This is a genomic window from Streptomyces sp. NPDC060366, assembly GCF_042725135.1.
Classification (GTDB): domain Bacteria; phylum Actinomycetota; class Actinomycetes; order Streptomycetales; family Streptomycetaceae; genus Streptomyces.
Window position 1 is genome coordinate 191,526 of record NZ_JBHXDC010000009.1, and the last position, 19,716, is coordinate 211,241.

At 70.9% G+C, this 19,716-nt stretch carries 22 protein-coding genes; 12 read left to right on the forward strand and 10 right to left on the reverse strand.

The features are described from left to right. Positions 1-194: 194 nt before the first annotated feature. The gene (locus ACFWHU_RS22860; protein WP_387226718.1) at positions 195-1,343 is read left to right on the forward strand and encodes a PQQ-dependent sugar dehydrogenase; all 1,149 of its coding nucleotides are present in this window, start codon (positions 195-197) and stop codon (positions 1,341-1,343) included. 129 nt (positions 1,344-1,472) lie between these two features. Here the strand turns inward: ACFWHU_RS22860 and ACFWHU_RS22865 are convergent, their stop codons facing one another. Beyond that, a complete protein-coding gene (locus tag ACFWHU_RS22865) occupies positions 1,473-1,916 on the reverse strand; it encodes an ATP-binding protein (protein ID WP_387226720.1) in 444 nt (147 codons plus the stop codon). A gap of 224 nt (positions 1,917-2,140) precedes the next feature. Here ACFWHU_RS22865 and ACFWHU_RS22870 point away from each other — a divergent pair, with 224 nt between their 5' ends. The 6 genes from ACFWHU_RS22870 (at position 2,141) to ACFWHU_RS22895 (ending at position 5,918) form a co-directional block, all read left to right on the forward strand. After that, on the forward strand, positions 2,141-2,989 hold the full coding sequence (locus ACFWHU_RS22870; RefSeq protein ID WP_387226722.1) for a helix-turn-helix domain-containing protein: 849 nt from the start codon (positions 2,141-2,143) through the stop codon (positions 2,987-2,989). Between the two features lie 10 nt (positions 2,990-2,999). After that, entirely contained in the window at positions 3,000-3,200 is a 201-nt protein-coding gene (locus ACFWHU_RS22875) for a DUF397 domain-containing protein (protein WP_387226725.1), read from the forward strand. A 324-nt stretch (positions 3,201-3,524) separates the two neighbouring features. Continuing rightward, positions 3,525-3,905, forward strand: coding sequence for a hypothetical protein (locus ACFWHU_RS22880; RefSeq protein WP_385793426.1), 381 nt, complete (start codon positions 3,525-3,527; stop codon positions 3,903-3,905). 46 nt (positions 3,906-3,951) lie between these two features. After that, a complete protein-coding gene (locus ACFWHU_RS22885) occupies positions 3,952-4,152 on the forward strand; it encodes a DUF397 domain-containing protein (protein ID WP_385793429.1) in 201 nt (66 codons plus the stop codon). Positions 4,153-4,214: 62 nt separating this feature from the next. Next, positions 4,215-4,814, forward strand: a complete 600-nt coding sequence (locus tag ACFWHU_RS22890) for a DinB family protein (protein WP_387226727.1) — start codon at positions 4,215-4,217, stop codon at positions 4,812-4,814. A 132-nt stretch (positions 4,815-4,946) separates the two neighbouring features. Further along, positions 4,947-5,918 carry a WD40 repeat domain-containing protein gene (locus ACFWHU_RS22895; RefSeq protein WP_387226729.1) on the forward strand — a complete coding sequence of 324 codons (972 nt, stop codon included), beginning with the start codon at positions 4,947-4,949 and terminating at the stop codon, positions 5,916-5,918. Positions 5,919-5,921: 3 nt separating this feature from the next. Here the strand turns inward: ACFWHU_RS22895 and ACFWHU_RS22900 are convergent, their stop codons facing one another. Both ACFWHU_RS22900 and ACFWHU_RS22905 read right to left on the reverse strand, forming a co-directional pair. After that, complete coding sequence (locus ACFWHU_RS22900) at positions 5,922-6,656, reverse strand: alpha/beta fold hydrolase (RefSeq protein WP_387226732.1); 735 nt, start codon at positions 6,654-6,656, stop codon at positions 5,922-5,924. 59 nt (positions 6,657-6,715) lie between these two features. Next, positions 6,716-7,744, reverse strand: a complete 1,029-nt coding sequence (locus tag ACFWHU_RS22905; protein ID WP_387226734.1) for an MBL fold metallo-hydrolase — start codon at positions 7,742-7,744, stop codon at positions 6,716-6,718. 148 nt (positions 7,745-7,892) lie between these two features. On the opposite strand from ACFWHU_RS22905, the gene ACFWHU_RS22910 reads away from it, so the two are divergent. The 4 genes from ACFWHU_RS22910 to ACFWHU_RS22925 are packed head-to-tail and all read left to right on the forward strand — an operon-like array spanning position 7,893 to position 11,198. After that, complete coding sequence (locus tag ACFWHU_RS22910) at positions 7,893-8,873, forward strand: LysR family transcriptional regulator (RefSeq protein WP_385793441.1); 981 nt, start codon at positions 7,893-7,895, stop codon at positions 8,871-8,873. After that, the gene (locus tag ACFWHU_RS22915; RefSeq protein WP_385793443.1) at positions 8,870-9,805 is read left to right on the forward strand and encodes a serine hydrolase; all 936 of its coding nucleotides are present in this window, start codon (positions 8,870-8,872) and stop codon (positions 9,803-9,805) included. The genes ACFWHU_RS22910 and ACFWHU_RS22915 overlap by 4 nt, the downstream gene beginning before the upstream one ends. Before the next feature lie 43 nt (positions 9,806-9,848). After that, positions 9,849-10,646 carry a hypothetical protein gene (locus ACFWHU_RS22920; RefSeq protein ID WP_387226738.1) on the forward strand — a complete coding sequence of 266 codons (798 nt, stop codon included), beginning with the start codon at positions 9,849-9,851 and terminating at the stop codon, positions 10,644-10,646. 9 nt (positions 10,647-10,655) lie between these two features. Next, on the forward strand, positions 10,656-11,198 hold the full coding sequence (locus ACFWHU_RS22925) for a GNAT family N-acetyltransferase (protein ID WP_387226740.1): 543 nt from the start codon (positions 10,656-10,658) through the stop codon (positions 11,196-11,198). Positions 11,199-11,202: 4 nt separating this feature from the next. Here ACFWHU_RS22925 and ACFWHU_RS22930 read toward each other — a convergent pair whose 3' ends face one another. The 7 genes from ACFWHU_RS22930 to rsmI form a co-directional block, all read right to left on the reverse strand. After that, positions 11,203-12,018: a hypothetical protein gene (locus tag ACFWHU_RS22930; RefSeq protein WP_387226742.1), complete on the reverse strand. Its 816-nt coding sequence runs from the start codon at positions 12,016-12,018 to the stop codon at positions 11,203-11,205. Then, positions 12,018-12,965 (reverse strand): 4-(cytidine 5'-diphospho)-2-C-methyl-D-erythritol kinase, encoded by a 948-nt coding sequence (locus ACFWHU_RS22935; RefSeq protein ID WP_387226744.1) that lies wholly within the window; start codon positions 12,963-12,965, stop codon positions 12,018-12,020. Before ACFWHU_RS22935 ends, ACFWHU_RS22930 begins: the two co-directional genes overlap by 1 nt. Then, complete coding sequence (gene rsmA / locus ACFWHU_RS22940) at positions 12,962-13,870, reverse strand: 16S rRNA (adenine(1518)-N(6)/adenine(1519)-N(6))-dimethyltransferase RsmA (RefSeq protein ID WP_385793465.1); 909 nt, start codon at positions 13,868-13,870, stop codon at positions 12,962-12,964. Before rsmA ends, ACFWHU_RS22935 begins: the two co-directional genes overlap by 4 nt. Continuing rightward, positions 13,867-15,213 (reverse strand): ubiquitin-like domain-containing protein, encoded by a 1,347-nt coding sequence (locus ACFWHU_RS22945; protein ID WP_387226747.1) that lies wholly within the window; start codon positions 15,211-15,213, stop codon positions 13,867-13,869. Before ACFWHU_RS22945 ends, rsmA begins: the two co-directional genes overlap by 4 nt. A gap of 162 nt (positions 15,214-15,375) precedes the next feature. Further along, positions 15,376-16,278: a TatD family hydrolase gene (locus ACFWHU_RS22950; RefSeq protein ID WP_385793469.1), complete on the reverse strand. Its 903-nt coding sequence runs from the start codon at positions 16,276-16,278 to the stop codon at positions 15,376-15,378. 53 nt (positions 16,279-16,331) lie between these two features. Then, positions 16,332-16,808: a hypothetical protein gene (locus ACFWHU_RS22955; RefSeq protein ID WP_385793471.1), complete on the reverse strand. Its 477-nt coding sequence runs from the start codon at positions 16,806-16,808 to the stop codon at positions 16,332-16,334. 128 nt (positions 16,809-16,936) lie between these two features. Continuing rightward, positions 16,937-17,851: a 16S rRNA (cytidine(1402)-2'-O)-methyltransferase gene (rsmI, locus tag ACFWHU_RS22960; protein WP_385793473.1), complete on the reverse strand. Its 915-nt coding sequence runs from the start codon at positions 17,849-17,851 to the stop codon at positions 16,937-16,939. 106 nt (positions 17,852-17,957) lie between these two features. Between rsmI and ACFWHU_RS22965 the strand changes: the two genes are divergently transcribed. Further along, a complete protein-coding gene (locus ACFWHU_RS22965) occupies positions 17,958-19,679 on the forward strand; it encodes a dolichyl-phosphate-mannose--protein mannosyltransferase (protein WP_385793476.1) in 1,722 nt (573 codons plus the stop codon). Positions 19,680-19,716 lie beyond the last annotated feature (37 nt).

A 19,716-nucleotide genomic window follows, 5' to 3' on the forward strand; every position in this document is an offset into this window, starting at 1 on the left:
CCGGGGTGACGGGGGCGCCGGGCGGCGGGGGGCAGGCCGCCTTGCCGCCGCCGGGCGGGCCCGACAGCGGTAATTGGACAGAGACGAATGGACGGCACATTGGTCTAGGCCAAGTAATGCTGTCTCTGTATCCTCATCCGTGACCTGCAGCACACGAGCAGCCGGGTCCCCCATTCGCCGCTCTAGGAGTCACGGTGAAATTTCGCACCAGAAGCTCGGCGATCATCTGCACCATCTCCCTCCTCGCTTCCCTCGCGCTGACCACGGCATCCGCCGACGAGCCACGCGGCCCGCGTCCGGCGGCCGATGTGAAGCTCACGGAAGTGGCCAAGGCACAGAACCCCATCGCCGGCGCCGCCGGGCCGCGTGGCACGGTCTGGATCGCCGAACGCGCGGGCACCGTACGGGTTCTGACGGACAACGGGCTCAGCAAGCCCGTCCTCGACATCTCCGCCGAGACCACCACCGACGGCGAACGCGGCCTGCTGGGGGTCGCGTTCGACAAGAGGCTCGCGCACTTCTACATCTCGTACACGGACCTCGAAGGCACCAGCACGATCGACGAGATCGCCCTGCGGAACGGCAAGCTCCAGCCGCAGACCCGGCGCACCGTCCTCACCCAGACCCAGCCGTACGAGAACCACAACGGCGGCGACATCAAGTTCGGCCCCGACGGCTATCTCTACATCGCGCTCGGCGACGGCGGCGCGGGCGGCGACCCGCACGGCAACGGCCAGAAGCTCGACACCCTGCTCGGCAAGATCCTGCGGATCGACCCGGCCGGCGGCAGGCAGAGCGGCAAGCCCTACACGATCCCGAAGAACAACCCGTTCGTGAACGACCCCAACGCCAAGGACGAGATCTGGGCGTACGGGCTCCGCAACCCCTGGCGCTTCTCCTTCGACTCCGGCACGGGCGACATGCTGATCGCCGACGTGGGCCAGAGCGACTGGGAAGAGATCGACTGGGCTCCGGCGAGGAGCAAGGGCGGCGAGAACTACGGCTGGGCCTCGATGGAGGGCACCCACCCCTTCCGGGGCGGCACCGAGCCCGCGAACCACACGCGGCCGGTCTTCGAGTACGACCGCACCGGACTGGGCTGCGCGGTCACCGGCGGCTACGTCTACCGGGGCCAGGCGATCCCGGCCCTCAGGGGCCAGTACCTGTACAGCGACTACTGCGACGGCACGGTCCGCACCCTGAAGCTCAAGAACGGCAAGGTGACGGGCCAGAGCGACCTCGGCGTCACGAACGGCGAGGTCATCTCCTTCGTCCAGGACGGCGCGGGCGAGCTGTACGTGCTCGCGATCGGCGGCAGCGTGTCGCGCCTCGACGCGGCGTAACGCCCACCAGGTCGGGCCCGGCGCCGCAGTCCCGGCACCGGGCCCGACCTGCGTCATCCCCCCGAACGAGCCCCACGGCGAGGACGACGAGGCCGGCTGCGGCGAGGACGAAGTCCCACGCGAGGTGCTTCACGCGGCGCCCCGGCGGGCGAGGGTGAACCAGACGGCCTTGTACGCGGGCGAGCAACCGCCGTAGATGGTGAGCCCCCAAGCGCGGGCAAGGTTCTCGACGAGCCGGAGCCCCTGCCCGCCCTCTTGTACGGCTCCCAGTCCCACCTCACCTGGTGCGGGCAGCGCCCAGGGGTTGCTGTCGCAGACGTACACGGTGGCCTGCTTCCAATTGACGACGGCCTCGACCCGGATTCGGTGGGTCCGCGTGTGCCGATGGGCATTGGTGACCAACTCACTGACACAGAGCCGGGCGTCGTCCACGAGAGGGGCGTACCCGCTGACGTCGAGAAGCGAGGCGACGAACTCGCGGGCGAGGCGGGGCGCGTGGTCGGTACTGGGCACGGTCAGCCGGTAGCTTTCGCCGCCGTGGTGGGGGGTGGGTGTGGGGCTCACGGGTGGCATGTCGAGGTCTCCCTGTGCCGGGGTGCTGAGGGTGTACGCCATCCGCCGGACGTGGCAACGGCCGCTGGAGCGGCTTCACTTCGGCTGTGCGGGCTCGGCGCGCTCCAGAACGTAAGGCACAACAATGGGACGGCGCAACAGTGTGACGGCAGTCGCACTCGGACGGGTGGACCGGTGACAGAGTGGGGCGGCACACTCGTACGCACCACAAGAAGGAGGGATCCATGCCGCCGAGGCCCTATCCGACAGCCCGACAGAAGCGGGTGGGGATCGAGCTGCGAAAGCTGCGCGAACGGGCAGGACTGTCCGGCAGCGCGGTCGCGGCATTCCTGGGCGGAGAACGGGCCCAGGTAAGCCACTTGGAGTCCGGCAGGTACGGAGTCAGCGCGGAACGCGTGCGGCGAATTGCCGCGCACTGCTCGGCGACGGACAAGCACCTTGTCGACGCGCTGGCCGACATGGCCGAGGAACGCGGAAAGGGGTGGTGGGAGGAATATCGGGGAGTTCTTCCGCCAGGATTCCTGGACCTGGCAGAACTGGAACACCACGCGGCCTATCTGCGCGCCATTCAGATGCTGAACGTTCCCGGGCTGCTCCAGACCGAGGCGTACGCTCGCGAACTGATCACGAGCGGCGTGACGAACCTACCGACCGCCGACATCGACGCGCGCGTTGAGCACCGGACCAGGCGCCGTGAGATTTTCGACCGCCCGAACCCGCCGAAGTTCGAAGCGATCATCCACGAAGCCGCGTTGCGCATGAGATACAGCTCGTTGGACGTCATGCGAGCGCAGCTCGACTTCCTGCACGACGCCTCGCAATGGCCGAACGTGACGATCCGCATCATCCCGTTCGACAGGCAGATCACCGGGTCCGTTCACTCGGTGCTCTACGCGGGCGCCGCGATTCCACAGTTGGACACCGTGCAGATTGACAGCGCGTTCCACGGCGGCCATCTGGATGCCGAGGCACAACTCGCCCGGTATCGCGCGCTGCTCGATTCACTCGTGGCCATCTCACTCGACGCCGACGAGTCGAGAAAATTCATCCAACAGATCGCACAGAGAATGTGAGTCAAGCGGCATGACCGACCACATCAATTGGCAGAAGTCCTCATTCTCGGGAGCTGACGACAGCCCGAACTGCGTCGAACTGGCCCACGCCGACGGCCAGATCCTCATGCGCGAGAGCGACGAACCGGACACGATCGTCACCACGAGTCCCGAGAAGCTGCGCGCCTTCCTGCTGGGCGTCAAGGCCGGGGAGTTCGACCACCTGATCTGACGAACCTGACATCGCGAACGCCTCCCGCCCCCTCGGCGGGGGGCGTTTTCCGTGACATCGCGAAGGCTCCGAACCTCGCCCGTCAACCGCGGCGCACCTTTGGGACGTACCACCGTTGCGACATCGCATCCTGTCACGCTAACGTCACCATGCGTCGCGCTCGGACCGGCCAACTCGGCGGGCCGGACCCGTGGCGACGTACCTCCCCCTGCCCTTGGCCCGGCCGGGGAGAGGCCCGAAGGGTCGCCCCCGTCCGCCGCCCGTCATGCCGGCGACAGGCGGGGGCGGCTCCGTACCGCACACGACCCGGCGGAAGGCCCATCCATGCTCCAGCCCGCAGCTTCGCCATGCCCGGACATCGAAATCCGCTACTGGTACGAGCACATCGCGTACCGTTCGCTCACCGCTGCGGGCTCGGAGATCGACAAGATCGAACGCCACTCCGCCCGCACCCCCGCCGAGGCAATCCGCCAGATCCGGCTGTCCGTCCGCGCCCTCATGGCCACGCTCCCACCCGAAGAGCGCAAACGCGCCCTCAGTTGGGCCGAGGGCGGCGGCTGCGTCGGAGCCGTCGCCGCCCTGCACCGGGGCGAACCATGCGGGTTCTCGCTCAGCCACCGCAGCGCGTGGCTGGAGTGGACGGTCCACCCGTACTACGCGTTCCACACCCCCGAGACGCGCCAACTCCCCCTCCTACCGCGCTGAACGCAACCGGCGCACCACAGCACTCAACAGAAGGCGAGCCACCATCATGACCAGCCCCATCAACTGGCAGAAGTCCTCATTCTCGGGCTCCGACGCCGAGATCCAGTGTGTCGAACTGGCCGACGTGGACGGCCGGATCCTGCTCCGTGAGAGCGACGCACCGGACACGATCGTCACCACCGACAGGGACAAGCTGCGCGCCTTCCTCCTCGGTGTGAAGGCCGGCGAGTTCGACCACCTGGTCTGACCCGCCCGGCCCTGGACGGCGGGCCGATGAGGGTGTCAGTGCCGGGTGGGAGACTGCCCGGCATGATCGAACCGAACCCGAAGGCAGACCTTCTCCGGTACCTCCAATCCGCCCGTGACGCCCTGCTGTGGAAGCTCGACGGCCTCTCGGAGTACGACGTCCGCCGCCCTCTGACGCCCACCGGGACCAATCTGCTGGGGCTGGTCAAGCACGTCGCCGGGGTGGAGATCGACTACTTCGGCGAGACGTTCGGACGGCCGTTCTTCGACGGGGCCGAGGCGCCTTCGTGGTACGGGGAGGGCGCCGAGGCCAACGCGGACATGTGGGCCGCCGCGGACGAGTCGCGCGCGGAGATCGTGGGGCTGTACCGGCAGGCGTGGGAGCACACGAACGGCACGGTAGCCGCTCTGCCGCTCGACGCGACCGGTCACGTCGCGTGGTGGCCCGAGGACCGACGCGAGGTGACACTGCACCGCGTCCTCGTGCACGTGATCGCCGACACCACCCGGCACGCGGGGCACGCCGACGTCGTGCGCGAACTCGTCGACGGAGCGGTCGGGATGCAGAAGGGCAACGACAACATGCCTCCGGGCGACCGGGCCTGGTGGGAGACGTACCGGGACCGGGTGGAGGCCGCGGCGCGGGAGGCCCGCAACGGCTGAGTGCAGACGGCGGGGCGCCTTCGTACGGGACCGCAACGGGTGCGTCACGGTCATACGGCGCCGACAACCCGTCGCGCACCGGTTCGCGAGGAACCCCGGTCGCGGGCCGGGACCGGAAACTACACTCCCCGAATGCTCATGAGCACAAGGATCCCCAGTGAGTTCCTGATCAGCGACCTCTCCGTCGTCCACCACGAAGGAAGTTCCCTGATCGTCTGCTTGGACAAGTGGGGCGGGGTGTGGACATGGTCCCCGTCGACAGGGGAATGGCTGGCGCGGCCCATTCCGTACGCGCACGCGGAGGATCCGATCATGGCGGAGTACCCCGATGCCGAGAACACCATCGACATGGTCGCCGCGCTTTCCGTCGGCGGCAGGCTCCTGTTGGCGGCCGGCGGAGACGAACAGGAACCGGCGCTCTGGGATCTCGGCACCGGTGAACTCCTGTGGCGGGCACGGTTCAACGGTGCCTATCTCGCCGATGTGATCGCGCTCGACGGCGCGTTCGTCACCGCGCAGCAGTACTCGGAGGAGGTACGGCTCCGGTCACCGGACGGCGGGGACACGCTACTTGGCGAAGTGGGCGAGTTGTCCTGCCTCGGCGCAGCGCGGGTCGGTGGCCGCTCCCTGATCCTGGCCGGCGGGTCGGGAGCCGAAGTGTGGGACGCCGCGACCTTCTCCCGGATCGGCTCCTTCTATCCGTACGACGGGCGGGTGTGGGCCGTGACCGCCTGCGCGCTCGCGGAGCGCACGGCGGTTCTCGCGCTCACCGAGAAGGGCGATCTGTACGCGTGGGCCCTTGGTTCCGATCGGGACGAGCCGCTGTACGAACTGGTCGCCGCCACGCGGGAGTCGGAGACGTTGGCTGTCACGACGGTCGGTGGAGAGCCGCTGGTCCTCGCCGCGGACCAGGACTCGCTGCGGCTGTGGTCCGCCGCCGACGGGACCGAGGCCGGACACGTCGACACGCGCGAGCACGGCGTCACGGCGATGGAGTCGACAGTCGTCGACGGCCGTCGGGCACTCGTCACCTCGGGGAGCGACGGCGTACTGCGGATCTGGGACGAGTCCGACCTGGTCCGACAGTCCAGCCGGAGATCGTGATCTTCACTGTCCGGGTGGCTGCTCGCCACCGGCAGTGGCAGCGCCGAGCAGGATCCGGGCCAGTTCGTGGGGCTGCGAGAACATCGGCCAGTGGCCCGTGTTCATCTCCACCAGCCGCCAGTTCTCGCTCTTCAGCAGTTCGGCGACCTCGGGGCTCGGCTCCGGCCAGTCCAGCAGGCATTTGATGTAGGTCGCCGGGAGCTCGGCGAGTGGTCGCTCCAGACTTGCCGGTTCGGTCAGGGTCGCGCCCGGGTGGGGCGTCGCGCCGGAGACGATGCGGGTGATCTGCTCGTCCGTCAGGCCCTGGCCCTCGAACTCGGCCGCCGTGAGCGGCGGCCAGAAGCCGCCGCTCCCGGCGATCGCCGCCTCCACCGCCGCCCGGCCGTCCGGCCAGCCGGAGACGAACGACTCGCCGTCCACAGGCACGTTCGAGTCGACGAACACCACGCGGGACAGCCGGTCACCGATGCGCTCGGCGGCCTGGCCGACCGGGATGCCCGAGTAGCTGTGGCCGACCAGGACGACATCGCGCAGGTCCAGGCGCTCGATCGTGTCCACGATGTCGCGGACGTGGGTCTTCGACCCGATGGGCCGGTCCCGCTCCTCGTCCCGCCGCTCGGCGAGGCCGGACAGTGTCAGCGCGTGGGCGTCGTGCCCGGCGGCGCGCAGCTCGGGCACCACCTCGTCCCACGCCCACGAGCCGAGCCACGCGCCTGCCACCAGTACGTATCGAGTCATGCCGGGAATCTAGCGCGGAGGTCTGACAACCGGCCGCGCGAACGCGGCCACCCGTGCCGTCAGAGACTCAGCGTCTCCAGGTGGTCCAGCTTCACGAACCGGCTCTTGGGGCTCGCCTTCCGTACCGCGTCGCGCAGCGCGTCGAGCCCGCCCCAGTCCACCGCGGGCTTGTCCAGCGGCTCGTCGAAGTCGTCCCAGTGCGTCGGTACGACATAGGAGGGGTGTCCCAGCAGATCGAGCAGCCTCGGTACGTAGCCGGGCACGTTGGCCCCGCCCGGCTGGATCATGACGAGATCCGCGCGTATCCCTTCGAGGTCGTGCTCGCTGAAGTTGGACGAGCCGAAGTTGACGATGTTGAAGCCGCCGACGCTGATCAGATACGACAGGCTCCCGCCCTCGACCAGGTCCGCGATGGTCTCCGGGGCCTTGGGAACCTGCCCCGGCCGGGTGCCGGCGAAGGCGACGCGGGGGTGCTCGCCGCCCATGGAGTGCAGCGACCGTACGACCTGCACGGAGTAGCCGTCGTACTGAAGCCGCTCACCGCCCGCCACCACCGACATCTGCCGCTCCGGGGCGCCCATCGCCCGCATGGTGTTCACATGGCTCTCGGTGCCGAAGACCGTGGCGCCGGTGGTCTTCGCGAGGTGCGGGACGTCGGTCATGTGGTCGTAGTGCCCGTGCGTGACCAGGATCTGGTCGGCGCGCAGCCCGTAACCGTCGATCACCGCGGTGTCGACCTCGATCGGCGTCTCCGGGGCCGCGCCCGGCTCGGTGTAGGTGCCGGTCCAGAAGCGGGTGAGCCAGGGGTCGATCAGTACGGTGGCGGCGGAGTCACCGGCGCCGATACGGATCTCCCAGCCGTTGTTGCCGAGCCAGCGCAGGCGCAGATCGCCGGGGGGCGTGGACCGGTCGGCGGACGACTGTGCGGACGGGCCGGCGCTCGCGGTGCCCACGGCCGTCGCGGCCACGCCGGCGCCGACCGCCGCCGAGGCGCCGAGCAGCCCCCGCCGCGTCATGAAGTTCGGTCGCCGCTCGCTCTTGCCGTTGGCGCTCTTGCCGTTGTCGCTGTTGCTGTTGGCCTTGCTCATCGTGCGTCAGTGCCCTTCGTCGTACGGTCGGCTCCCCCGGAGGGAGCGGCCGGTGTGGCGAACAGGACGGGATCACAGCACGCCCGCGGCGGCCCGGTCCAAGACCCTGACCGGCGGCGACTCATATCGAGGCCGATATCGTCGCAGCGTGGACCTGTTGCGACAGCTGCGTCACTTCACCGTGGTGGGCGAGGAACTGCACTTCGGCCGGGCGGCCGAACGCCTCGGCATGGCGCAACCGCCACTGAGCCAGCGCATCCGCGAACTGGAGCGGGAGTTGGGGGTGGAACTCTTCGACCGCTCGCGCCGCCAGGTGCGGCTCACGCCGGCCGGCGCCGTACTCCTCGACGAGGCCCGTGAACTGCTCGCCGGGGTGGGACGGATGCGGGAGCTGGTGGCCAGGGCGGGGCGCGGCGAGTACGGCACGCTGCGGGTGGGGGTGCCGCCGGAGCTGCCGGGCAGCGTACTCGGGGCCGTACTCACCGAGTTCGCCGCGCTGGCACCCGAAGTCCGCCTGGAACTGAGCGAGTTCACCACCGCCGAGCAACTGGAACTGCTGGCCGGGCACGGCCTGGACGCCGGGCTCGTCCACCATCCGCTCGATCCCGCCGCCGGTCTGGACAGCGGCCCCGTGATCGAACCTCCGCTGGGGGTCGTGCTGCCGCGCGTCCCGCCACTCGCGGGAGAGGCGTCCTCCGGCGGTGACATCACACTCGCCGAGCTGGCGGGCCGGGCACTGGTCACGCATCCGCGCGAGGCGGCCCCGGCGCTGTACGACGCGACGCTCGCGGCCTGCCGTGACGAGGGTTTCCACCCGGTGCGGGTCTCGACGGCGCGCAGCCCCGAGGTGATGCTCGGCCTGGTCATCGCCGGGCACGGGGTCGCCTTCAGCCACCCGGCGATCGCGCGGAAGGAACCGCGCGTGATCTGGCGTCCGTTGGCGCCCCGGGCGCCGCTGTGGCGGCTGGTCTTCGCGTGGCCGTCCCGTGCGCCGCACCCGGCGGTGGGGCCGCTGGTGCGGGCGGCGACCGGGATTCTGCGCGGTCACGAGGGCGGTGCCCTGGCCGCATCCGGACCGGGCACCGAGCCCGCTCCCCGACCCTGGAACGCGGTGTACGAGCGGTCATGACCGGAACGGACGTCACGCACATCGACGAACTCCCGCACCCCCGCGAACTCTCGCGCAGATTCGAACTCCTCGGCTCCCGCCTGTGGTTGCACGCCCGCTGCGTCGACTGCGGGCGCGCGGTGGGCCACGCGGAGGACGAGCCCGTGGTCCTGGCCTCCGTGGTGAAGGTGCTGCTGGTGCTGGAGTTCTTCCGGCAGGCCGCCGCCGGGCAGCTCGATCCGGCCGAACGGGCCGTCGTACGCGCGGCGGACCGGCTCGGCGGTACGGGAACGGCCGGCTTCCACGACGACGTGGAGCTGAGCCTGCGCGATCTCGCCCTCATGACGATGTCGGTGAGTGACAACACCGCCGCCGACATCCTCTTCCGGCGTGTCGGCCGGGACACGGTGCAGTCCCTGGCCCACCAACTGGGCCTGGAACGCGTCCGGGTGACGGGCGCGCCGCGCGAGGTGCTGGAGAGCATGCTGGAGGATCTGGGGGCGGCCGACGCGGACGCGTTCGCGTCGGCGTTCGCCGCGCTGCCCGCCGAGGACGTCCACCGGCTGCGCGCCCTGGACCCGGCGCGTACGACGAGCGCGACACCGCGCGAGATGACGCGGCTGCTGAGCCTGGTGTGGAACGACCGCGCGGGGGCGGCGGTGGCCTGCGCGGGTGTCCGCGAGCTCATGTCGGGCCAGGTGAACGGCGCGCGACTGGGCGCGGCGTTCGACCGTTTCACCTCGGTGGCGGCGAAGAGCGGGACGCTGCCGGGCGTACGCAACGAGATCGGCGTCGTCACCTGCCCCGACGGCGCGCGCTACGCGATCGCGGTCTTCACCCGCGCCACCTCCCTCTCCACCCGCCGCCCGGACCTGGACACGGCGATCGGCGTGGCGGGGCGTGAGGCGGTGGAGGGGCTGCGGGGGTGCTGCGCGCGCGGACCCGTGGGGTAACTTTCGCGCACAGTAGATCTTCGAGCGCGGGGAGCGTGCAGGGGTGGGGAACCGGACGCGACGCACAGCGGTGCTGTGCGCGATCGTGGTGCTGGGAGCGGGCGGGGTGGCCGGGTGCGGTGGCTCGGGCGCGGAGGACGACAAGCCCTCGGCGGAGAAGGGCGGCAACGAGGTCCGGCGGATGTCCGCGGCGCTGAAGACTCTGAAGGGGTACGACACGGTCCGCATGAACGGTCGCTACATGTCGATTGCCGACATCGACCTCCGGGCGGACCGGGAGGGCAACTGCGTCGGCACGCTCGATTTCGGCGACGACGGCCGCACCGAGTTCGTCCACGTGGGCGGCGAACGGGTGTGGCATCGGCACGACGACGCCGTTCTGGCCACTTGGCGCCGGCTCGCCGAGCAGACCGGCCCGGACGCGGTCGCCCGCCACGACAAGGCCGCGAAGAAGGTCCGCGGAAAGTACATCGAGTCGTCGCCGGCCGAGGTGGAGGAGAACCTGGAACTGAGGCTGTGCGATCTGGACACGACGTTCGCCGACGTGCCCGATTCGGTGAGCGGGGCCGAGGCGCGCAATCCGGAGACGAAGGCCGGCGAGCGGGTGGTGGGGCTGGTCCAGCAGCCGGAGGGCGCCGGGGTGAGCGTCCAAGTCCCGGTGACGGGAACCCCCGTCCCGCTGCGCGCCGGGTTCGAGATCGACGGCGAGCCCTTCGAACTCGCCATCTCGGACCCCGGCGAGCCCGTGAAGGCGACACCTCCCCTGGCCGCCGAGACCGTGACGTCCGCCGAGGTGACCGGGCTGTTTCCGGAGAACCCCAAGAGCACGCAGAGCCGGTAGGAGCCCCCGTTGACCGTCGAACTCCACGTCGATCCGACCCCAGCCGGGCACCCCGCCCTCGCTCTGCGCCCCTGGGCCGACAGCGACATCCAGCCGCTGGTCGACATCTACCGCGACCCCCTCCTCCGGAAGTGGACCCGGCTGCACGTGACCGGAGTCGTGGACGGCGCACGCTGGCTGGCGGTCCAGTCGGACGGGTGGCGCACCGGGCAGCGGCTCAGTTTCGCCGTACTCGAAGGGGACCTGCTCGTCGGCAACGTCGCGATCAAGCGGGGTACGGTGCCGAGCGACTGTGCCGAGGTCGGGTACTGGACCGCGGCCGATGCGCGCGGCCGGGGAATCGCGCCGCGCGCCGTGACCGCCCTGACCGACTGGGCATTCGCCACACTCGACGGCCTCACACGGCTCGAACTGCTCCACCAGATCGACAACACCGCCTCGTGCCGCGTGGCGGAGAAGACCGGTTACGCCTACCACCAAACCCTCCCCGCCCGTCCTCCGTTCCCCCTGGACGGCCACCAGCACGTGCGCGAGGCTCCCCGGCCGGGATGACGGCTCAGTAGTCGTCGTCCGGGGCCGCCGGGACCGCCGTGAGTATCGTGCCGGTGTGCGTCCGGGCGAAGCGGCAGAGTTCCGGGAAGTCGAAGATCACCAACGCGGCGCCGTCCGCCTCGCGGAGGTCGGCCAGTTCCGCGTCGTCCGGGAGCGCGGTGGCCACGGACCGGATGACCGGGTCCGGGCTCGTCCGTGCCTCGACCGCGGGGATCGTGGGCACCTGGTGCGCGTTCCGCCGGGGCTCCGTCCAGGTCTCCGTGAAGGCGGAGTCGAAGGCGTAGGTGTCTGCGTCGGCGTCCCGCAGGGCGTCGCGGAGGCAGAGGGCCGTGCGGTGCAGCCAGGCGTGCAGTGAACTGTCGAGCCGTGTCGTGTCGTTGTCGTCCCAGAAGATGAACACCGGTCCCCAGGCGCCGGTTTCACGGTCGACGTCCACGTAGGTGAAGCCGCCGCCCGAGTCGAGATGGACGAAGCGGTGGGTGCCGGGGCCGCCGGCCTGCTCCACGTACCAACTGCCGTCCCCGCCCATGGGGTGGGTGCCTTCGTTGAGCGATTCGTCGAAGTCGATCTCCGAGAAGAGGAAGGTGTCGTCGTCCTTCCGGCGGCCGAAGGCGATCCGGATGCCGCCCACGGCGCGCAGCAGTACGCGGATCTCTTCCGGAACCGGCGCCGCCCACGCGTCCATCCGGGCGTCGGAGAGGCCGGGGCGGAGCTGTACGAGGCCGCCGGAGCCGTCGGCGGTCTCCCGGAGCAGCGCGATCAGCGGTTCTGTGGCAATGGCGGTGTCGGCGGCGGCGCCCACGGACTTCGAACCGGCCATCAGGACACCACCCGCGCCCCGGCGGCGGGCGCCGAAGTCACCCGCGCCGTACGGCAGTTGCCCGACGCCAGCAGGGCCTGGGCCACCGCCGTCGCCGACTCCTCGTCCTTCGTCAGGAACGCGGTCGTCGGGCCCGAGCCCGAGACCAGGGCCGCCAGCGCGCCCGCCGCCGTGCCCGTGGCGAGCGTCGTCGCGAGGGACGGGCGCAACGAGAGGGCCGCGGACTGGAGGTCGTTGGTCAGGGTGGCCGCCAGGGCCGTCGCGTCGCCCGCGCCCAGGGCCGCGAGCAGGGCGGGGTCGGCGGCGGGGGGCGGAACGTCGGCGGCGGCGGTGAGCCGGTCGAACTCCGCGTAGACCGCCGGGGTCGACAGTCCTCCGTCGGCGACCGCGAACACCCAGTGGAACGTGCCGCCGACGTCCAGGGGCGTCAGCCGCTCCCCGCGTCCGACGCCGAGCGCCGCGCCGCCCAGCAGGCTGAACGGCACGTCGCTGCCCAACTCGGCGCAGATGGCGAGCAGTTCGGCCTCGGACGAGCCAAGCGACCAGAGCGCGTCGCAGGCGAGCAGTGCTCCCGCGCCGTCCGCGCTGCCGCCGGCCATGCCGCCCGCGACGGGGATGTCCTTGTCGATGTGGATATGGACGCGCGGCTCCAGCCCGTGGCGCTCCGCGAGCGCGATCGCCGCCCGCGCGGCGAGGTTGGTCGCGTCCAGCGGGACCTGGTGCGCGTCCGGTCCGGCGCAGGTGACGCGCAGCTCGTCGGCCGGGGTCACGGTGATCTCGTCGTGGAGACCGACCGCCAGGAAGACGTTGGCGAGGTCGTGGAAGCCGTCGGGGCGCGCCGCGCCCACCGCCAGCTGGACGTTGACCTTCGCCGGTACGCGTACGGTCACCGCCCCCGTACTCCCGCTCGCCGTGCGCGCCACGCTCACCGCGTTCGTGTCACTCATGCCCCCGCCCCCTTCGATTCCGCGATCCGTGCGAACTCCTCCACCGTCAGCGACTCCCCCCGCGCCTGCGGCGAGATCCCCGCCGCGACCAGCGCCGCCTCCGCCGCCGGGGCCGACCCGGCCCAGCCCGCGAGCGCCGCCCGCAGCGTCTTGCGGCGCTGCGCGAAGGCCGCGTCCACGACCGCGAAGACCTCGGTCCGCGAGGCGGTGGTCGTGAGCGGTTCGGCGCGCCGGACGAGCGAGACGAGGCCCGAGTCGACGTTCGGCGCGGGCCAGAACACGTTACGGCCGATGGCGCCGGCGCGCTTGACCCGCGCGTACCAGTTGGCCTTCACCGACGGCACGCCGTACACCTTGTTGCCCGGCGCCGCCGCGAGCCGGTCCGCGACCTCCGCCTGGACCATGATCAGGGTGCGCTCGATGGTCGGGAAGTGCTCCAGCATGTGGAGCAGGACGGGCACGGCGACGTTGTACGGAAGGTTCGCCACCAGTGCCGTGGGTGTCGGCCCCGGCAGCTCCCGCACCTGCATCGCGTCCGAGTGCACCAGCGAGAAGTGGCCGGCGCGGGCCGGCATCCGGGCCTCGATCGTGCGCGGCAGCGCGGCGGCGAGGATGTCGTCGATCTCGACGGCCGTCACATGGTCGGCCGCCTCCAGCAGCGCCAGTGTCAGCGAGCCGAGCCCGGGGCCCACCTCCACGACCACGTCGTCGGGCCGTACACCCGCCGTGCGGACGATCCGGCGGACGGTGTTGGCGTCGATGACGAAGTTCTGGCCACGCTGCTTGGTGGGGCGTACGCCCAGGGCGGCGGCCAGCTCGCGGATGTCCGCGGGGCCGAGGAGGGCGTCGGAGACATCAGGGACGTCAGGGACGCCCGAGGCGTCGGGGGGCTCTGTGGTGCTCACCCATGCAGCCTACGGCCGCAGTGCGGCCACGGACTCGCCCCCCTTTGCACATAGAGCTTCTTCGCCCGGAACGTCTGCTCACCCGCCGACGCGTCCTGCGGGCGTCCGCTGCCGCCGAGGGACCGCCAGGTGCCGGAGTCGAACTGGTAGAGCCCGCCGTACGTCCCCGAGGGGTCGACCGCGTCCGGCCGGCCACCCGACTCGCAGGCGGCGAGGGCGGCCCAGTCGAGTCCGTCGGCGCCCGTGACGGAGGCCGGGCGCTGCTTCGTACCGACCCTGACGCGCTCGGTGACGGGCACGCGGACGATCTTCTCGGAGATCTTGCGGGGCTTCTGCTTGACGCCGTTGACGGCGCGCACGGCGTACGTGAGGCGGCGCGTCCCCGGTTCGCCCTGGTGCGTGACGACCTCCGTGCCGGTGAAGAGCGAGGCGTCGCGGGTGCGTTCGATGTCGTACGGGATGGGCTCCTCGCGCACGATCTCGTCGGCGGTGATGCGCATCACCGTGATCGTCTGACCGTCGCGCGGGAAGCTGTCGGGGTGCACCGAGGTGGTGTCCTCGCCGTGCAGGGTCAGCCCGGAGTCGGCCAGGGCGTCACGTACGGTCGCGGCGTTCGTACGGATGGTGCGCTCGCGCCCGTCGGCCATGAACGTCACGGTGCGCTCCGTCAGGACGTCCAGGGCCAGACCGCTGCGGGGGATCGCGGAGGAGCGCGAGACGGACAGGAAGGCGCCCTCCGCGCGTACGCCGAGCTGGCGCAGCGCGCCCTCGACGGTGTCGGCGGTCGTCCAGATCTGGCGGCGCCTGCCGTCGAGGGTGAGCATGACGGGACGGCCGTGGCGGACAACCACCGCGTCGCCGTTGGTGAGTTCGGCGCCGCGGCCGGGGGCGACGAGGTCGTGCGCGCCGATCCGCACACCCTCGTCGGCGAGGAGTTCGTCCACGTCGTCGGCGAAGGTGTGGAGCGTGCGCGGGGTGCCGTCGACGCTGAGTCGGACCTCCTTGTCGCTGGCGACGAACGCGGAGGTGCCGCCGGCCAGGAAGGCGACGACGAGGGCCTGCGGGACGATGCGGCGGCGGGAGGCGCTGAGGAGGTCGGACGCCGGGGCCGGGGCGGGGACCGGCGGTGGCGGCGGCTGGTGGGGCTGGTGCGGGACCAGCGCCTGCGCCGGGTCGAACCACGGCAGGGTGGGCGCCGGTTCGGGGTGCGGCCACGCGACGACGTCGACGTCTCCCGCGTAAGCGAATTCGGACCCGTACGCGTGCCCGTGCCCGTGCCCGTATCCGTACTCGTACTCGTACTCGTACCGTCCGGCACGGTGACTGCCCTGCGCATTGCTCACGACGCTCGACGCTCCACAAGTCCGGTCCGGGCCCCCGATGCCCGGCGGACACTAGCGGAGCGGCGGTCACTCTCCAAAGCAGCGCGACTACACAGGGTCGCTGTTCGAGTGGGCGACGAATCCGCCGGCCGGGCCGGGCGGGGCCGAACGGGACCGGCCGGCTCAGTAACCGAACGCGCGCGCCGTGTTGGCCGAAATCGCCGCCGCCATCGCGTCCTCACCGATCCCGCGCACCTCCGCCATCGCGCGTACCGTGATCGGAATCAAATACGGCGCATTGGGCCGTCCACGGTACGGAACGGGCGTCAGAAAAGGCGCGTCCGTCTCGACCAGAACGAGTTCGGACGGAGCGACGGCCAACGCCTCACGCAACGGTCGCGCGTTCTTGAAGGTCATATTTCCCGCGAAGGACATGAAGTAGCCTGCGGCGGCGCAGATTTCGGCCATTTCCGCGTCGCCCGAATAGCAGTGGAAAACGGTCCGTTCCGGAGCGCCTTCGTCGGCCAGGACGCGCAACACGTCGGCGTGCGCCTCGCGATCGTGGATCACGAGTGCTTTTCCGTGCCGTTTGGCGATCTCGATGTGCGCGCGGAACGAGCGTTCCTGCGCGGCCATGCCGTCGGGCCCCGTACGGAAGAAGTCGAGCCCCGTCTCGCCGACGGCCTTCACCTGCGAAAGCGCGGCCAGCCGGTCGATCTCGGCGAGCGCGTCGTCGAGGGCCGCGTCCCCGCCCGCCTCGCGCACGCCCTGGCGCGACCAGCCGTCGGGGTCTCCGTGCACGATGCGCGGCGCCTCGTTGGGATGCAGCGCGACCGCCGCGTGCACGGACTCGTGCGCGGCGGCGGTGTCGGCCGCCCAGCGGGACCCCTTCACGTCGCAACCCACCTGGACGACGATCGGCACTCCTACGGAGGCCGCCTTGGCGAGCGCGTCCTCGACGGTGCCGCTCTGCATGTCCAGATGGGTGTGCGAATCGGCGACCGGCACCCGCAGCGGTTCCGGGGCCGGCGGCGCTTCTTCGGCGCGTGTGGCGCTTTTCGTGCTGTTGGCGCTCTTCGGGGTCATGGGCCCGATCGTACGAGGACCGTGTCCACCGGGCCGACCGCAGGTGCGGGGGCCTACTTGCGGTGGAAGGGGTGCAGGAGGTCGGAGAGGTGCCAGTGGTGGTCCGCCTTCGCCCGTGCCCCCTCGGCGACCGCCGCGACGGCCGCCCCGCCCGCCTCGTCCGTCACCGGCACCGGCTTGGCGGGCTCGGACGCCTTCGCCGGCTTCTGGGTCTTTCGCGCCTTGGGCTCCCTCGGCGTTCTGGGTGCCTTGACGGAGTTCCGCTGCTGGTTCATCAGGGAGTACGCGTGCACCGAGGACACCTGTCCCGAGCGCATGATGCGCACGACGTGGTGTCCGCAGTTGAGGCAGGTGGGACTCGACAGCGGTGAAGGCACCCGCAGTCCGTCCGCCTTGTAGACGACGTATTGCTGACCCGAAGCGTCCGTGTGGTGCTCTATGTCGTACGCCTGCTCCCAGCCGTGACCGCATCGCATGCAACAGAACGCATATGCCTCGTGGGCGACGGCGTTGCCCGTTATCTCACTCATGCCAGCTCCTCTCCACTCGATCCAGTGGACGCCTATTCGGGCGGGAGCGCATCAGCGCTGTCGATTAATGGCAGGCTCTTGGCCTCCTCATGCCGAAAGGGCTCGGCACACGGTCTGCGCTTTGCTTTTCAAGATAGTCCTTTACCGTCACGAGGGCCTGTCACGGCCGCATTCTTTGCCGCCACGACCGCATCGAACACGTCGCGTTTGGGCACCCCCGCTTCCGAGGCGACCGCGGCGATGGCCTCCTTCCGCCGCTCGCCCGCCTCCTCCCGCACCCGTACCCGGCGCACCAGTTCCACCGGGTCCGTCACGGGCGCGCTCTCGGGGGCGCCCTCCACGACGACGGTGATCTCGCCTCGTACGCCGTCGGCCGCCCATTCGGCGAGTTCGCCGAGGCCGCCGCGCTTGACCTCTTCGTACGTCTTCGTCAGCTCGCGGCAGACGGCGGCCCGGCGCTCGGGGCCGAAGACCTCGGCCATCGCCGCGAGGGTGTCGTCGAGCCGGTGCGGGGCCTCGAAGTAGACGAGGGTGCGGCGTTCGTCGGCGACCTCGCGGAGCTTCCCCAGCCGCTCGCCCGCCTTGCGGGGCAGGAACCCCTCGAAACAGAAGCGGTCGACGGGCAGCCCGGAGAGTGCCAGCGCGGTCAGCACGGCGGACGGGCCGGGCACCGCGGTCACCTTGATGTCGCGTTCGACGGCCGCGGCCACGAGCCGGTAACCGGGGTCGGAGACGGACGGCATCCCCGCGTCCGTGACGAGCAGCACGCGGGCGCCGCCGGCCAGCGCCTCGACGAGTTCGGGCGTACGGGCGCTCTCGTTGCCCTCGAAGTACGACACGACCCGGCCGGTCGTCTGTACGCCGAGCGCCTGGGTGAGCCGGCGCAGCCGCCGGGTGTCCTCGGCGGCGACGACGTCCGCGGTCGCCAGTTCGGAGGCGAGGCGCGGCGGGGCGTCTGAGGTGTCGCCGATGGGGGTCCCGGCGAGGACGAGGACGCCGGTCGGGGCTGCGGGGGCCGTTCCCCGGGAGGGCACAGTAGTCACGTACGCCATCCTCGCAGGGCGGCGGGGCGGCCCCTTCCGCGGTGGAGAACGCCGTCTCGGGCGCCGTGTGCCCACGTCACACAGTCGCGTTCCCTACGATGGCGCGGTGACCAGTACTGCGCCAGAAGCCCTCCAGGGTCGGGACGCCGAGGACAGACCGCCGTCATGGCCCCAGCGGCTGCGGCGGTTCGGCTATGCGCCGAGACCGGTGATCGGGCTGCGCGAGCGCCTGGTGCCGCCGTACACGGAGCCGTCCCAACGCCTGTGGATCGTGCTCGGTGTGCGCCCCCTGCTCGCCGACCGGCTGACCCGCTGGTCCGCCTGGCTCGGTCCACTGCTGGTGGCGCTGGTCGCCGGGCTGATGCGGTTCTGGCATCTGGGCAGCCCCAAGTCGGTGATATTCGACGAGACGTACTACGCGAAGGACTCGTGGGCGCTCGTCAAGCAGGGGTACGAGGCGAGCTGGCCCAAGGACGTCGACAAGCTGATCCTGGCCGACCCCTCGCAGGTCCCGGTGCCGACCGACCCCGGATATGTGGTGCACCCGCCGGTGGGCAAGTGGATCATCGGGCTCGGCGAGCTGATGTTCGGCTTCGACCCGTTCGGCTGGCGCTTCATGGTGGCCGTCCTCGGCACGCTCTCCGTACTGATGCTGTGCCGCATCGGCCGCCGGCTGTTCCGTTCGACGTTCCTGGGCTGTCTGGCCGGCGGGCTGCTCGCCGTGGACGGGCTGCACTTCGTGATGAGCCGCACGGCGCTGCTCGACCTGGTGCTGATGTTCTTCGTGCTGGCGGCTTTCGGCTGTCTGCTGCTCGACAGGGACTGGGCGAGACGGCGGTTCGCGGACGCGCTGCCGGTGGACGCGGAGGGGGTGCTGCGGCCGGACATCAACATCGCGGAGGGCCTGCGGCTGGGCTGGCGGCCGTGGCGCGTCGCGGCCGGTCTGATGCTGGGGCTCGCCTTCGCGACGAAGTGGAACGGCCTCTACATCCTGGCCGCGTTCGGTCTGCTCACCGTCTTCTGGGACGTGGGCGCGCGGCGCACCGCCGGCGCCGTACGCCCGTACCTGGCCGTACTCAAGCGCGACCTGCTGCCGGCGTTCGTCTCCACGGTCCCGGTCGCGATCGGCACGTACGTCGCCTCGTGGACCGGCTGGATCGTCACCGACAAGGGCTACTTCCGGGACTGGGCGGCCACCCAGGGCCAGGGCGGGATGTGGTCCTGGCTGCCGGACTGGCTGCGCAGCCTGTGGCACTACGAGACCGAGGTCTACAGCTTCCACGTCAATCTGACCTCCGGCCACACCTACCAGTCCAACCCCTGGAGCTGGATCGTCCTGGGCCGCCCCGTCTCGTACTTCTACGAGGACCCCAGGGGCGGCACGGAGGGCTGTACGGCGGCCCCGGCGGACAAGTGCGCCCAGGAGGTCCTGGCGATCGGCACACCCCTGCTCTGGTGGGCGGCGTGCTTCGCGATCCTGTACGTCCTGTGGCGCTGGTTCTTTCGCCGCGACTGGCGCGCGGGCGCCATCGCCTGTGCGATCGCGGCGGGCTGGGTGCCGTGGTTCTTCTACCAGGAACGCACGATCTTCCTCTTCTACGCGGTGGTCTTCGTGCCGTTCCTCTGTCTCGCGGTGTCGATGATGATCGGCGCGATGCTGGGCCCGGCGGGCTCGGACGAGAGACGCAGGACGATCGGCGCGGTGGGGGCGGGTGTGCTGGTGCTGCTGATCGTCTGGAACTTCATCTACTTCTGGCCGGTCTTCACGGGCCAGACGATCCCCGTCGGGGAGTGGCAGGACCGGATGTGGTTCGACACCTGGGTGTAGGACGGGTCCTCAATCGCCGGACGGGCCGCAGACGCAG